Raw genomic sequence first — 14,339 nt, 5'->3', positions numbered from 1 at the left:
TCAAGGCACGCGGGCGAGCTGCGCCGCAAGTTCGCCCGTGCGCGCGTCGTCCGAACCGTAGGCCTTCACACGTATGGCATGCGCGCGGCGCAGCAACTGCAGTGCTTCGGCTTTGCTGTCCGGCGCGTCGGGCAGGCTGCCGCGCAGCGCCAGCAGCGCATCGGCGATGCGCGGGTCGTCGGCGTCCAGGCGCTTCTCGAAAATCTGCAGCGCCTGGCGCAGCGAGGCCTGTGCCTCGTCCTTGCGCCCTTGCTTTGACAGCACCACACCAAGCTGGCGCAGGTCGATGCCAACCACTTCGTGCTCGGCACCGTATTGCTCGCGTTGCGCCGCCAGCGCTTCGCGATACTGCCGTTCGGCGCCGGCAAGATCGCCGCGCTTTTCCAGCACGCTGCCGAGATTGAACACGGCCGACGAGCGCCAGGGATGATCGGCGGCGTAATGTGCCAGTGCTTCGCGGTAATAGCCTTCGGCGGCATCGAGCTTGCCGGCGCCTTCCACCACCCAGCCCAGGTCGCCCAGATTCATCGCCACGGTCGGATGCTGCTCGCCCAGTTGCTTGCGTCGTATCGCCAGCGCGTGCAGCAGCAGCGACTCGGCCTCGTCGTTCTTGCGCTGCGCCTTCAGCACGCGCGCGAGATTGTTCATCAGCGTGGCGGTGTATACATGTTCGCCACCGCGCGACTTGCTCATATCGGCCAGCGCTTCGCGATACAGCGCCTCGGCCACCGCGAAGTGGCCAAGACTGCGTTCCAGCTCGGCCAGCGCTGCCAGCGAACTGGCGATGATCGGATGGCCGGCGGGCCGCAGTTGCCGGTTCAACGCCAGCGACTGGCGCAGGAACGGTTCCGCCGCGTGATAGTCGCCACGCACCTGCAAGGTGTTGCCCAACCCGGCCAGGGTTTCGGCAACATCGCGATGCCGCTCGCCGAACAAGGCGCGGCGCTGGGCGAGGGCGGCGCGGAACAGGGGTTCGGCACCAACATAGTCAGCGCGCATCTGCGCCAGCACGCCACGATCGTTGATGGTCCGGGCCAGGTCGGCCTGTGCTGACGGTCCGCCCTGCCGGAACAGCTCCTCGGCCTGCCGCAGCAATGCTTCGGCTTCTTCGAAGCGGCCCAGCGTCGTCGTCAAGGCGCCCAGGCCGCGCAGCACGGCGGCGCGCGCGGTCGCCGGCACCTGCACATGGGCCTGGGCCAGTTCCCGCGCGCGATTGAACAGCGGCTCGGCCTTGTCGTAGCTGCCGAGCTGGCGGTAGGTTTCGCCGACGGTTGTCAACAGTTCCACTTGTACTTCAGGCTGCGCATCGAGTTCGGCGTCGATCGCCTGCCAGCCGAAATCGAGCAGCTCGCGGGCGCTCAGCTCGGCGCCCGCGCCGCGCTCGGGGTCGGCACCTTCGAACAGACGCAGCACCAGCGACTTGACCTGTTGCGCCTTGCGCACTTCGGTCTGGGCGAGATCGCGCTGACGCGCTATTTCCCGCGCCTGCAGCGTCGCCATCAGCGCATAAGCCGCGGTCAGCGCGAACAGCACGGCAACACCGGCAACCGCCCAGGCATGCCGGCGCACGAAGCGCGCCGTGCGATAACGCAGCGTTTCCGGCCGCGCCCTTACTGGCCGGTGGTGCTGCCAGCGGCGCAGGTCGTCGACGAGGTCGCGTACCGAGGCATAGCGCCGCGACGGCTGCTTGCGCAGCGCCTTCATCACGATCAGGTCGAGATCGCTGCGCAGGCGCCGCGCCAGCGCAGCAGGCGCAAGACCGCCGATCTTGGCCGCGATCTGCGGCGGACTGGCCGCCGCGGCGGCACTGGGCAGCGGCGGATCGTCGAGGCAGATGGCGCGCTCCAGCGCCGCCGCAGACAAGTCGGCCGGCTGCTGCGCGCGCTGGCCACAGGCAAGTTCGTACAGCAGCAGGCCCAGCTGATAGACATCGGAATACACATCGCTGGGCTCGCCGCGCAACTGCTCGGGCGTGGCGTAGTCCGGCGTGAACAGCTGCGTCGCGGTCTGCTGTAGCGGCGCAGCCGCCGCATCGCTGTGCAACACCTTGGCAATGCCGAAGTCGAGCAGCTTGACCACGCCGTCGCCCGTCACCACGATGTTCGACGGCTTCAGATCGCGATGCACGACGCGGCGCGCATGCGCATGATCGAGCGCTTCGGCAACCTGCACTACCAGGGCCAGGCGCGCGTCGAGGTCGAGACGCCGTTCGTCGCACCAGTCGTCGATGCGCAGGCCATCGACGTATTCCATGACAAGGTACGGCCTTCCGTCGGCGAGCCGTCCACCGTCGAGCAGATGGGCTACGCCCGGATGATTCAGCGACGCGAGTATCTGGCGTTCGCGTTCGAAATGGGTGAAGAATCCCGGCGTGGCAAGGTCGGCGCGGATCAGCTTCAGCGCCGCGCTCTGGGCGAAACCGCCGTCTTCCCGCGACACTTCGAACACGCTGCCCATGCCACCGCTGCCGATGCGCCGCAGCAGCCGCCACGGCCCGATGCGCTCGCCGGCTTCGCTGCCGATGTCCTGGCTGCCTAGCACCGACCACGCGGCACGCCGGTCGAGCTGGGCCGGATCGAGCCAGGGCGCGGGCGCTTCGGCCAGGGCCAGCAACTCGGCCAGTTCGGCATGCAGGCCCGGGGCCTCGTCGCGCAGCCTGGCCAGAAAGTCGCGGCGCGGTTCCGCGTCGAGATCAAGCGCTTGCTCCAGCAGCGCATTGAGCTGCGCCGCGTGCGCTGCGGACCTGTTCATCGGTGCGGCGCCTGGCGGTTGCGGCAGGCACGCATGCCGGCGCCGCAGTCAGCCACCGGATTGCCATACAGCCGCTTTGGATGCGCTTCGCCCATGCCGCCGCATTGTGGGCCGATCGGCATCCGGCTTCAATTTTCTCCGGCACAAAAGAAAAAACCGCGCAATGCGCGGTTTTTTCGTTCTGCAACTTGCAGGCTTTACTTGACTTCGATCAGCTTGATCTCGAACACCAGCGCCTCGTTCGGGCCGATGCGCGGCGGCTGGCCGCGGTCGCCGTAGGCGAGTTCCGGCGGCACGAACAGCTGCCAATGGTCGCCCTGGCGCATCAGCGGCAGTGCTTCCTGCCAGCCCTTGATCACGTCTTTCACCTTGAAATGCACCGGCTCGCCGCGAGCGAACGAGCTGTCGAATTCCAGGCCGGTGCTGAGCGAACCGCGGTAGTGCACGGTGACATCGCTGTTGACCGTGGCGCGGGCGCCGCTGCCTTCCTCGATGACGCGGTACTGCAGGCCGGACTGGGTCGAAACCACGTTCTTCTTCGACTTGTTCTCGGCCATGAAGCGCTGGCTCTTGGCCTTGTTCTCGGACGAGATCTTGTCGAACTCGGCCTTGGCCTCGGTCATCATCTTCTGCTGCATCTTGCCGAGCACATCGCGCATGGCTTCTTCGCTGATGGCCGGATTCTTCTTGCTGTAGCCATCCTGCATCGCACGAATGATGGTGTTGATATCCACGTCCATCTTGCGCTCGACGAAATCGTTGCCGATCTGATAGCCGATGGAGTAGCTCAGCTTGCCTTTCTCACTCGTGGTGTCCTGTGCGACGACGACACCGGTCGCGAGCAGCGCCGCTGCGGCGACAGACCAACGCAAATTCATGCTTACCTCCAATGAAAAACGCGAAAGGCCGGACCAGAGGCGGCGGCCGCAAAGAGTTGGCCATGATAGCGAAGGTGTCCGTCAGCGGCTACCGCGGCGCAGGGCCGGTTTCCGCCGGATTCCTTCCGGCACGGCCGCCGCAGACTGCCCAGCCCAAGCTGAACGGCGCCCGCCTGCCCCCTGCTACCATCGGCGTTTTCCGTCTGCTGGAGCGCTCATGCCTTACCAGAATCTGCTTGTCAGCGACCGCGGCGCGGTCCGCAGCATCGTCATCAACCGGCCCGACAAGCTCAACGCGCTGAATTTGCTCACCTTGCAGGAGCTGGACCAGGCCTTCCGCGCCGCCCGCGAAGACAGCGGCGTACGCGTGATCGTGCTGGCGGGTGCCGGCGAAAAGGCCTTTGTTGCCGGGGCCGATATTGCCGAGCTGGCCAAACTCAGCCCGATCGAGGCGCAGGCTTTCTCGCGTGCCGGACAGAACCTGATGCGCGGCATGGAACGTACCGGCAAGCCCATCGTCGCGCGCATCCAGGGCTTTGCCCTGGGCGGTGGCATGGAGCTGGCGATGAGCTGCCATCTGCGCATCGCCAGCGAAAAAGCCCGCCTGGGCCAGCCCGAAATCAATCTCGGCGTGATTCCCGGCTTCGGCGGCACCCAGCGCCTGACTCGGCTGGCCGGCCGCAGCGCCGCGCTGGAGCTGTGCCTGCTCGGCGCACCGATCGACGCCGCGCGCGCCCTCGCTCTTGGCGTGCTCAACCGGGTGGTGGCACCGGACCGGCTCGACGACGAAATCGCGGCCGTTACCGACCAGCTCGCCGCAGCCGCGCCGATTGCCCTGGCCGGCATCCTCGACGCCGTCATCCTGGGCGCGGACTGCGCCATGGACCCGGCCCTGGAATTCGAAAGCCAGGCCTTTGCCCTGTGTTGCTCCACGGCCGATATGCGTGAAGGCACTCAGGCTTTCCTGGAAAAACGCAAAGCGGTGTTTTCCGGCAAATAGCTCGCAGCGGCCATTTTCGCCGCAGGCCCGGCAGCTCGCCGGGTCTGCGGCGCGGCGGCCGGGTGCGGCCGAAACCACCGGCCAGCGCGTCCGAATATTTCACAACGGTGACAATCCCAAGCCGCCCGGCGACGGCATTCAGGCGCGCCACAGCGCCGTTTCAATGCCTTAGCTCCAGCCCTGTCACACAGCTGCAACAAAACTCCCACGCGACTGCAACACAGCACGCGTACAAAGCGCGGCGAACAGCAAGCCTCAATCGCCGCCTTCCAAGGAGTTTCCCGTGCTCAGGTCCCTCACGACCCGCCTCGCCCTCGCCGGCATCGTCAGCGCTGCCGCCTTCACCGTCCAGGCCGCCGACATCACCGGTGCTGGCGCCACCTTCGTCTACCCGGTCATGTCCAAGTGGTCGGCCGACTACAGCCAGGCAACGGGTAACAAGATCAACTACCAGTCGATCGGCTCCGGCGGCGGCATCGCCCAGATCAAGGCCGGCACGGTCGATTTCGGCTCGTCCGACAAGCCGCTGGAATCCAAGGAACTCGCCGAAGCCGGCCTGGGCCAGTTCCCGTCGGTCATCGGCGGCGTGGTACCGGTGGTCAATATCCAGGGCGTGGCCCCGGGCAAGATCCAGTTCACCGGTCCGCTGCTGGCCGACATCTTCCTCGGCAAAGTCACCAAGTGGAACGATCCACAAATTGTCGCCGTCAACGCCGGCATCACCCTGCCCGACGCGCTGATCACCGTAGTGCATCGCTCCGACGGTTCCGGCACCACCTTCAACTGGGTGAACTACCTGTCCAAGGTGTCGCCGGAGTGGAAGCAGAAGATCGGCGAAGGCACCTCGGTGCAGTGGCCGGTCGGCGTCGGCGGCAAGGGTAACGAAGGCGTCGCCGCCTATGTGAAGCAGATCCCGGGCTCCATCGGCTACGTGGAACTGGCGTATTCGCTGCAGAACAAGATGACCTATGGCGCCGTGCAGAACGCCGCTGGCAAGTTCGTGCAGCCCAGCCGCGAAAGCTTCCAGGCCGCTGCCGCCAGCGCCGACTGGAAGAACGCCAAAGACTTCTATCTCATCATCACCAACGCGCCGGGCGAAACCTCCTGGCCGATCGCCGCCACCAACTTCATCCTGATGTACAAGCAGCCCAAGGATGCCGCGCGCAGCAAGAACGCCCTGGCCTTCTTCAAGTGGGCGCTGGAAAACGGCAAGGCCCAGGCCGAGGCGCTGGACTTCGTGCCGCTGCCCGATGAACTGGTCAAGCAGATCGAGGCCTACTGGGCCGCCGAGATCAAAGCCTGATAGCACTCATGCACGGGGGCGAAGCGCGCAAGCGCTTCGCCCCTTCCGTGTTCTTCACCGCCAGCCCCGTGACTGACGCATGAGCACCGACCAAGCCTTGCCTGCAAGCGCGCTCGCCGCGCACAACGACAATACCGCCCGTCGCGCCGAATCCGATCGCCGCGCCGACAATGCCTTCCGCTATCTCGTCACCGGTGCCGGCCTGTTCGTTCTGCTAGCCCTGGCCGGCGCCGCCTTCTCCATGCTGTGGGGCGGCAAACTGGCCTTCTCCACCTTTGGAATCTCGTTTCTCACCACCACCGACTGGGATGCCGTCGGCCACAAGTTCGGCGCCTTGGTGCCGATCTACGGCACCCTGGTCACCGCGCTGATCGCGATGCTGATCGCAGTACCGGTCAGCTTCGGCATCGCCCTGTTCCTGACCGAAGTCGCACCGCCCTGGCTGCGCACGCCGGTGGCTTCCGCGATCGAACTGCTCGCCGGCATTCCGTCGATCATCTACGGCATGTGGGGCCTGTTCGTTTTCGTACCGGTGATGTCGAGCACGGTCATCCCGTTCCTCAACAAATACCTCGGTCCGCTGCCCATTCTCGGCCCGCTGTTCCAGGGCCCGCCGCTGGGCATCGGCATGCTCACTGCCGGCATCGTGCTGGCCATCATGGTGATTCCGTTCATTTCCTCGGTGATGCGCGAAGTGTTTCTCACCGTGCCCACGCGGCTGAAGGAATCGGCCTATGCGCTGGGCTCGACCACCTGGGAAGTGTCCTGGAACGTGGTGCTGCCGTATACGCGTTCGGCGGTTATCGGCGGCGTGTTCCTCGGCCTGGGCCGCGCGCTCGGCGAAACCATGGCGGTGACCTTCGTACTCGGCAATGCGCATCACCTGACGGCATCGCTGCTGATGCCGGGCAATTCCATCGCCGCCACCATCGCCAACGAGTTCTCCGAGGCGGACAGCGAAATCTACCAGTCGTCGCTGGTCGCACTGGGTTTCCTGCTGTTCATCGTCACCTTCGTGGTGCTGGCCATTGCCAAGCTGATGCTGATGCGGCTGAACCGCAACGAGGGTGCGAAATGAGCGCGATCGCAGAAAAGCTCTATCGCCGCCGGCGCCTGAAGAACAGCATCGCGCTGGTCATGGCCAGCGCCGCCACCCTGTTCGGCCTGTTCTGGCTGGTGTGGATCCTCTGGACGACGCTGGTCAACGGCATCGGCGCGCTGAAGCCGGAACTGTTCTACCAGATGACGCCGCCGCCGGGCGAAGACGGCGGCCTGGCCAACGCGTTCTTCGGCAGCATGCTGATGAGCATTCTCGCCATCCTCATGGGCACGCCGGTCGGTATTCTCGCCGGCACCTTCCTGGCCGAATACGCGCGCCGCTCCTACCTGGGCGAAGCGATCCGCTTCATCAACGACATCCTGCTGTCGGCACCATCGATCGTACTCGGCCTGTTCGTCTACACCCTGGTGGTGCGGCCGATGGGGCATTTCTCGGGCTTCGCCGGCGCGATCACGCTGGCCCTGATCGTACTGCCCGTCGTCGTGCGCACCACCGACGAAATGCTCAAGCTGGTACCCAGCCAGATGCGCGAAGCGGCGCTGAGCCTGGGTGTACCGCAGTGGAAAGTGACCGTGCAGGTGCTGTACCGCTCCGCCCTGCCCGGCATCGTCACCGGCATCCTGCTGGCGCTGGCGCGCATCAGCGGCGAAACCGCGCCGCTGCTGTTTACTGCGCTCAACAACCAGTTCTGGAGCCACGACCTGTCTGGCCCGCTCGCCAGCGTGCCCGTCGTCGTCTTCCAGTACGCCATGAGCCCCTACGACACCTGGCACGAGCTGGCCTGGGCCGGCGCGTTCATGGTCACCGTGTTCGTGCTCTGCATCAGCCTCATCGCCCGCGCCATCATCGCCCGCCGGAAGGTAGCCAATGACTAATCTGAACCTGGCCGTCGCGGCCTCGCTCAACGTGAATGCAGCGGCGGCCGGCCAGGCCACCGCTGCCGCGAAGATCACCGCGCGCAATCTGAACTTCTACTATGACGGCTTCCACGCGCTGAAAAATATCCACATGGATATTCCGGAAAAACGCGTGACCGCCATCATCGGCCCGTCCGGCTGCGGCAAGTCGACCCTGCTGCGCATCTTCAACCGCATTTATTCCATCTACCCCAAGCTGGAAGCGCGCGGCGAAGTGATGCTCGACGGCGAGAACGTGCTCGATCCGCACTATCCGCTGAACCGGCTGCGCTCCAAGGTCGGCATGGTGTTCCAGAAGCCGGTGCCGTTCCCGATGTCGATCTACGACAACATCGCCTACGGCATCAAGCACTACGAGAAGCTGTCGCGCGCCGACATGGACATCCGCGTCGAGCAGGCACTGCGCCAGGCGGCGATCTGGGACGAGGCCAAGGACAAGCTCAAAGGCAGCGCGCTGGGCCTTTCCGGCGGCCAGCAGCAGCGCTTGTGCATCGCCCGCGCCATCGCGCTCCGGCCCGAGGTGATCCTGTTCGACGAGCCGACCTCGGCGCTGGACCCGATCGCCACCGGCAAGATCGAGCAGTTGGTGGAAGAACTGAAGAAAGACTTCACCATCGCCATCGTCACCCACAACATGCAGCAGGCGGCGCGCTGCTCCGACTTCACCGCCTTCATGTACCTGGGCGAGCTGATCGAATTCGGCGAGACGGAAACCATGTTCACCCGGCCCAGCAAGCAGCAGACGGAAGACTACATCACCGGCCGCTTCGGCTAGGCGCGCGCCCGGATCGGGCGAGCCATACCACGTCGGCGGCTTACGCCGCTTTTCAGAGCTTCCTGGACGCGAACGCAACGATCATGAGCGAAACTCCGATCACGCACGAACACATCATCAAGAGCTACGACGCGGAACTCGCGCGCCTGCTCGACGAAATCACGCGCATGGGCCAGCTGGCCGGCGAGCAGCTGGCCATGGCTGCTGCCGCTGTGGAAGAGCGCAACAGCGACCTGGCCGCGCGTGTGGTCGAAGGCGACAACGCCATCGACGCGCTGGAACACGACGTCAGCCACGATGTGCTGCGCCTGCTCGCCCTGCGCCAGCCGATCGCACGCGACCTGCGCGACGTACTGGCGGCGCTGCGCATCGCCGCCGACATCGAGCGTATCGGCGACTATGCCGCCAACGTCGCCAAGCGTGCCATCGCACTGAACCAGAACGCGCCGATGCGTCCGGCGGCCAGCCTGCCGCACCTCGCCCAGGTCGCCGGCGGCATGCTGCGCGACGTGCTCGATGCCTACCGCCGCAGCGACGCTGTCGCCGCGCACGAAGTGTGGAAGCGCGATGTGCAGCTCGACACCTTGTATACGGCGATGTTCCGCGAACTGCTTACCTACATGATGGAAGACCCGCGCAACATCACCCCGTGCACGCACCTGCTGTTCATGGCCAAGAACATCGAACGCATCGGCGACCACGCCACCAATATCGCCGAGAACGTGTACTTCCTCGTGCACGCGCGGCCGCTGGTGGAAGAGCGGCGCAAGGGCGACCACACCAGCACCCTGGTCGACTGAAAGTAGAAATAGAAAATGCAGCGTGCGCAGGTTGGGGTGAGCCGCAGGCGAACCCCCGCATCGAGGCATAGCCGCCACGAAGCCCTGCCAACGAAGGGCTATTCCGCATCGCACCCCACGGAATAGTCCCCGTAGGGTGCGATGAGAAAAGCGAATTGCACCTTCGCACCCTTCCTGCCCACGGCAAAACCAATCGCTGCGCGGCGCAATTCGCTGCGCTCATCGCGCCCTACGGGAGCGCCAAGCCGCCCGGCCCGAAGCGGCGTTCGTGCAGGCCGATGCGGCCTGCTCCGTCGCGCCAGGCCAAGGTACTTGCCCGCGTGCCGTAGCTTTCTCCACGGATGAAGATCGGCGCAAGGAAGCGCTCCCGCTCCAGACCTATGCCGGTGTCGGGCAGCGCCGCATCGGCTGGCTGCTGGGTATCGGCCAGCAGATCCAGCAGCGCGTCGTCATTGCCGCCGCCGGCAACCGTTTGCACAAAGCGTTCGCGCAGCCGCTGCATCTTCGGCCAGGGCGCGTCCAGCGGACCGTTGCTGATCAGGTGTACGCCCGGCTGCAGCCGCTGCGCCCTGGCGCTGGGGCTTTCCAGGCACCAGGCCTCATGCGCATCGATCAGCACCAGGTTGAACGGCGCGTAGTCGCCGACCCGCCGCTGTAGCAGCTGCATCTGCGCGGCTGCACCGGCTTCGCCGGCGACGAAATCGCGCACCAGATCGCCGCGCGAACGGCTGCCGCGCTGCTGCGTGAGCAGTCGGATATTGGTCACCGCGGCGATGCGTCCACTGCGATGCGCGGCCAGCCAGCTACCGCCGGCTTCCAGGTCGCGGCCGCCGATCACGCCGGGCAGGTCTGCCCAGGGCGCCGCGGCAGCGCTGGGGCGCGCATGAAATTCGTCGCGATTGCCCAGCAGCACGACCGGCCGTCCCGGCACTGCATCGAGGGCCAACAGCAACAGGCACATGCATCGCCTCCTACAGGCCGTTGCCGCCCGCAGCGGGCGACAGTTCGCGCAGCTTCTGCTCCACGCCGCCCAGGCGCGGATTGGCCGGGCTCAGGCCGCGCGCCGCATCCAGCGCGCGGCGCGCCTCGCCCGGGCGGTTCTCGGCCACGCGCCGCTCGGCTTCGTCGAGCAGCGCTTCGGCCAGGCGGGCACGCAAGGTAGTCAGCGCGGCATCGGACGGCGACAGCTGCTCCAGCGTATCGATCATGTCGCGCGCTCGCGCCAGCTTCTGTTCGCCCAGCGCCTGGTTGAACTGGTCGCGGGCGATTTGCGGCAAGGCCTGCAGACCCGCCTGGGCCTGCGCATTGCTGCCGTCCAGGGCGAGCACGGCGCGGTATTTGTCGTAGGCGGAAGTACCCGGCGGCATGATCAGGTTGCCGGCTTGCGCCGCCTGGCCTGCCGCAGCGAGGTTGGCCGTCAGCTTCTGCTGCTGCTCGGGCGTCAGCACCGGCCGCGATGCAGCAATTTCCACCTGTTCACGCAGGTCGCGCAGGCGGCTGCGCACGGCGGCCAGGTCGGCCGAACCGGGCGCCAACTGCTCGGCCTGGCGGATCAGCCGCTCCGCCACGCTGGAATTGCTTTCTTCCAGCGCTGCATTCGCCTGCACGATCAGCGCCTGCGCCACCTGGGCCAGGCCGGCGCGGGCACCGCTGTTGTTCGGATCGCGCGCCAGCACGGCCTTGAACTGGGCCAGCGCGGTTTCTTCGCCGGGGCCGTCGACACGACCGGATCGCAGCAGTTCCTGGCCGCGCCTGAGCTGCGCGTCGAGCGCCGCCGTGGCGTTGCCGCGTGCGGCGGTCAGCTCTGCGCGCAGGTTGGGCAGCGACGGATCGTTGGGCAGCGCGCGGGCGATCGCTTCGATGCGTGTCGTCGCTTCGTCCACTTTTCCCTGATTCAACAAATCGCGCGTCTGCGCGGCAAGCGCGGCGCCGGTCTTGCGCAGGCCGGCCTGGGCCGGTGCGTTGCCGCTGTCGCTGGCCAGCACGCGCTCGTACAGATCGACCGCACCACCGGCGTCGAGCAGCTTGCCGGCAGCCAGGGCAGCTTCTGCCTGGTCAAACAGGCTGGCGACCTCGGTGTTCTGCGCCTCGGCCAGCTTCAGTTCCGCCGCCGCCTTGTCGACCGCGGTACCACCGGCCAGCAGCGCGCGTGCATCGGCCAGGCGCGCATGCGCGACGGCGTAGTCGCGGCGCTGCGTCGCCGCCACGGCTTCGGCTACCAGCGCTTCGCCAACGCGGCGCAGGCCGGCGCGGGCAATGTCGTTGTCGGGGTCGATCACACGGGCCGATTCGAACAGCTCGCGGGCGCTGTCGCCGGCATTGCCACTGAGCTTGCCCTTGGCCAGCGCGTTCTCCGCCCGCACCAGCACGTCATTGAGTTCGGTGCGCGGCAGCAAGGCGCGCAATTTGTCCTGGTTGCGCCACAGCGTAAACGCCGCGACGGCCACCAGCGCAACCATAGCTCCGGTAAATAGCCACGGCCCCAGGTTGTTGCGCTTGGCTTTGTTGTCGCGCCGCTCGCTGATGCGGGAAAAGCGCTGCGGGCTGCTGTCGACCAAGTCGATGGTGCCGAACCGCGGCTCGGCACGCGCGCCGGGGTCCAGCGGCGTGATCGAGGGCAAGGCCATGGTCGGCGCCGAGGCCGTGCGCCCCTGCAGCAGCTCGCGCAGTTCGCCGCGTTCCAGCCGGCGCTCGATCTGCTCGATTGCGGTGGCGACGGCGTTGCCGTCCTGGAAGCGCTGCTCGGGTTCCTTGGCCAGCAGCAGGTCCAGGGTCGGCTGCAGCGCCTTGTATTCCACCGGCAGCAGCGGCACCGGCTGGGTGATATGCATGATGCCGACCGCGAGGGAGTCCTCGGCGTGGTAAGGCACGCGCCCGGCCAGCAGTTCGTACATGACGATGCCGAGGCTATACAGGTCGGAGCGCCCGTCCAGGCCGCGCCCTCGCGCCTGTTCCGGACTCATGTAGTGCGGCGTGCCGACAACGGCGCCGGTACGCGTCATGCGCGTGGCCGAATCGTTGGCGCGGGCAATGCCGAAATCGGTCAGTGCCGACGAGCCGTCCTCGCGCAGCAGGATGTTGTCGGGCTTGACATCGCGATGCACGAAGCTCTTGCTGTTGGCATAACCCAGCGCCTTGGCAATCTCGCGCACTACGCGCAGGGTGAACGGTACGTCGCGGGCCTTGCCGTCGTCGTGCAGCACCGGCCCGCCGGCGATGTACTCCATCGCAATGTAGAAATAGTCGCCATGCCGGCCCACGTCGTGGATGCCCACCACGTGGGGATGGTGCAGGCGGGCGGCGATGCGTGCCTCGCGCAGGAAGCGTTCGCCATACGTGGGATCGGCCAGCAGGGTCGGCGACATCACCTTGAGCGCTACCTCGCGGTCTACCGATTCCTGCAACGCGAGATATACCGTGGCCATGCCGCCCCGCCCCAGCGGGCGCACTACGCGGTACCCGGGAATATCGATCATGCGCTGTATCAGGCCGGTGACGCCGCGGACAGGCGGCTATAGGCCAAGCATAGCAGCCCTCACCGATAGCTGCCGTGGCCGGTCCGGACGCCTGTACGGGCGGTCTGCGGCCTTGTCCGGCCGTGTTTTCGCCGACGCCGCAGGACACGCGCGGCCCATGCCGCGCGTGTCGTTGCAGAGGCGCTTGCCAGGCCGCCTCAGTCGCTGCGGCGCGACTGTTTGTGCGCCATCACCTGTTTGGCAAATTTGCCGAATGCACGCTCGCGCGCACGCCGCTGCGACAGGCTTTGCGTGGTCAATGCCTCTTCTGCGGCGAGCTTGCGCCAGCGCCGCAGCCGCTGCGCATCGAGCAGGCCCGCGGCAATCGCCGCAGTCACGGCACAGTCCGGTTCACCGTCGTGGCGGCAGTCGCCGAAACGGCAGTTCGCCGCCGCCGCGACGATGTCGGCGAACACCGCTTCCAGGCCATCCCGGGCCTCGCTCAGCTGCAGCTCGCGCATGCCCGGCGTATCCAGCAGCCAGCCGCCGGCGGGCAGGCGGTACAGGGCACGCCCGGTCGTCGTATGCCGGCCCTTGGCATCGTCTTCCCGTATGCCCTGGGTCGGCAGCTGCCCGCTGCCGCTCAGCGTATTCACCAGCGTCGATTTGCCCACGCCGGACGAGCCGACCAGGGCAACAGTCTGGCCGCGGCCGCACCAGGGCAGCAGCCGGTATGTCGAATCGGCACAGCGCGCGTCGACCGCCTCCACGGCGATGCCGGGCAGCAGCTGCGCAGCCGCCCGCACAAAATCCTCGCTGCCGTCGCTCAGGTCGGCCTTGCTCAGCACCACCACCGGCATGACGCCGGCTTCGCGCGCCAGAGCGAGGTAGCGTTCGAGCCGGGCCGGATTGAAATCCTGGTTGCAGGAAGTGACCAGGAACAAGGTGTCGACATTGGCCGCGATCAGCTGCAGGCGGCGGTCGCTGCCGGGCGCCTTGCGCTGGAAAACACTTTTTCGTGCCAGCAGGCGCTGCGTCCGGCCGCTGGCCGCATCGAGCAGCAGCCAGTCGCCGACCGTAGCCGTGGCCGATTCGTCGTCGGCAGCGGCGAATGGCGGCAGGTCGCGCTGTCCGCAAGGACCGGCGACCAGCAGCCGGTTGCGGTGCACAGCCATCACCCGCACCGGCTCGGTACTGTCGAGCTCCTGCAGGTCGAGTTGAACGGAAAAGAAGGTACTCCAGCCGAGGTCGGCCAGGTCGGAAGTCTTGGATGTCATGGGTCTCACCAGCGACGCATCGCCGCGACGGCGATGCAAGCCAAACGGATGGACGCGGCTGCGTGGCAGCGCGTCCGCCAAAAGCAGCTGGCGGGATGGACGGAGGAAAACAGCCGCGCCCGC

The 14,339-nt window shown here is 66.8% G+C and carries 11 protein-coding genes; 6 read left to right on the top strand and 5 right to left on the bottom strand.

Translation table 11 applies throughout. The features are described from left to right. Together DFR29_RS12775 and bamJ are read right to left on the bottom strand one after the other, a co-directional pair. Entirely contained in the window at window positions 1-2,751 is a 2,751-nt protein-coding gene (locus DFR29_RS12775) for a serine/threonine-protein kinase (RefSeq protein WP_133819001.1), read from the bottom strand. 197 nt (window positions 2,752-2,948) lie between these two features. After that, window positions 2,949-3,629, bottom strand: coding sequence for a BamJ family beta-barrel-assembly machinery protein (gene bamJ, locus DFR29_RS12770; protein WP_133819000.1), 681 nt, complete (start codon window positions 3,627-3,629; stop codon window positions 2,949-2,951). A 217-nt stretch (window positions 3,630-3,846) separates the two neighbouring features. On the opposite strand from bamJ, the gene DFR29_RS12765 reads away from it, so the two are divergent. The 6 genes from DFR29_RS12765 to phoU all read left to right on the top strand — a co-directional run bounded on the left by DFR29_RS12765 (window position 3,847) and on the right by phoU (window position 9,484). Next, window positions 3,847-4,629, top strand: a complete 783-nt coding sequence (locus DFR29_RS12765) for an enoyl-CoA hydratase-related protein (protein ID WP_133818999.1) — start codon at window positions 3,847-3,849, stop codon at window positions 4,627-4,629. Window positions 4,630-4,951: 322 nt separating this feature from the next. After that, entirely contained in the window at window positions 4,952-5,932 is a 981-nt protein-coding gene (gene pstS / locus DFR29_RS12760) for a phosphate ABC transporter substrate-binding protein PstS (RefSeq protein WP_243746052.1), read from the top strand. Window positions 5,933-6,011: 79 nt separating this feature from the next. Continuing rightward, window positions 6,012-7,010 carry a phosphate ABC transporter permease subunit PstC gene (gene pstC, locus DFR29_RS12755; RefSeq protein ID WP_133818997.1) on the top strand — a complete coding sequence of 333 codons (999 nt, stop codon included), beginning with the start codon at window positions 6,012-6,014 and terminating at the stop codon, window positions 7,008-7,010. Further along, window positions 7,007-7,867: a phosphate ABC transporter permease PstA gene (gene pstA / locus DFR29_RS12750; protein ID WP_133818996.1), complete on the top strand. Its 861-nt coding sequence runs from the start codon at window positions 7,007-7,009 to the stop codon at window positions 7,865-7,867. The genes pstC and pstA overlap by 4 nt, the downstream gene beginning before the upstream one ends. After that, window positions 7,860-8,684: a phosphate ABC transporter ATP-binding protein PstB gene (gene pstB, locus DFR29_RS12745; protein ID WP_133818995.1), complete on the top strand. Its 825-nt coding sequence runs from the start codon at window positions 7,860-7,862 to the stop codon at window positions 8,682-8,684. Before pstA ends, pstB begins: the two co-directional genes overlap by 8 nt. Before the next feature lie 83 nt (window positions 8,685-8,767). Continuing rightward, window positions 8,768-9,484 (top strand): phosphate signaling complex protein PhoU, encoded by a 717-nt coding sequence (phoU, locus tag DFR29_RS12740; RefSeq protein ID WP_133818994.1) that lies wholly within the window; start codon window positions 8,768-8,770, stop codon window positions 9,482-9,484. Window positions 9,485-9,713: 229 nt separating this feature from the next. On the opposite strand, the gene DFR29_RS12735 is transcribed toward phoU, so the two are convergent. The 3 genes from DFR29_RS12735 to rsgA all read right to left on the bottom strand — a co-directional run bounded on the left by DFR29_RS12735 (window position 9,714) and on the right by rsgA (window position 14,216). After that, on the bottom strand, window positions 9,714-10,445 hold the full coding sequence (locus DFR29_RS12735; protein WP_133818993.1) for an NRDE family protein: 732 nt from the start codon (window positions 10,443-10,445) through the stop codon (window positions 9,714-9,716). 10 nt (window positions 10,446-10,455) lie between these two features. Next, complete coding sequence (locus tag DFR29_RS12730) at window positions 10,456-12,960, bottom strand: serine/threonine-protein kinase (RefSeq protein WP_133818992.1); 2,505 nt, start codon at window positions 12,958-12,960, stop codon at window positions 10,456-10,458. 197 nt (window positions 12,961-13,157) lie between these two features. After that, window positions 13,158-14,216, bottom strand: a complete 1,059-nt coding sequence (gene rsgA, locus DFR29_RS12725; RefSeq protein WP_133818991.1) for a ribosome small subunit-dependent GTPase A — start codon at window positions 14,214-14,216, stop codon at window positions 13,158-13,160. Window positions 14,217-14,339: the final 123 nt, after the last annotated feature.

It is taken from the genome of Tahibacter aquaticus (assembly GCF_004363655.1).
GTDB classification, from domain to species: domain Bacteria; phylum Pseudomonadota; class Gammaproteobacteria; order Xanthomonadales; family Rhodanobacteraceae; genus Tahibacter; species Tahibacter aquaticus.
This window is presented reverse-complemented; position numbering and strand designations above follow the sequence as displayed.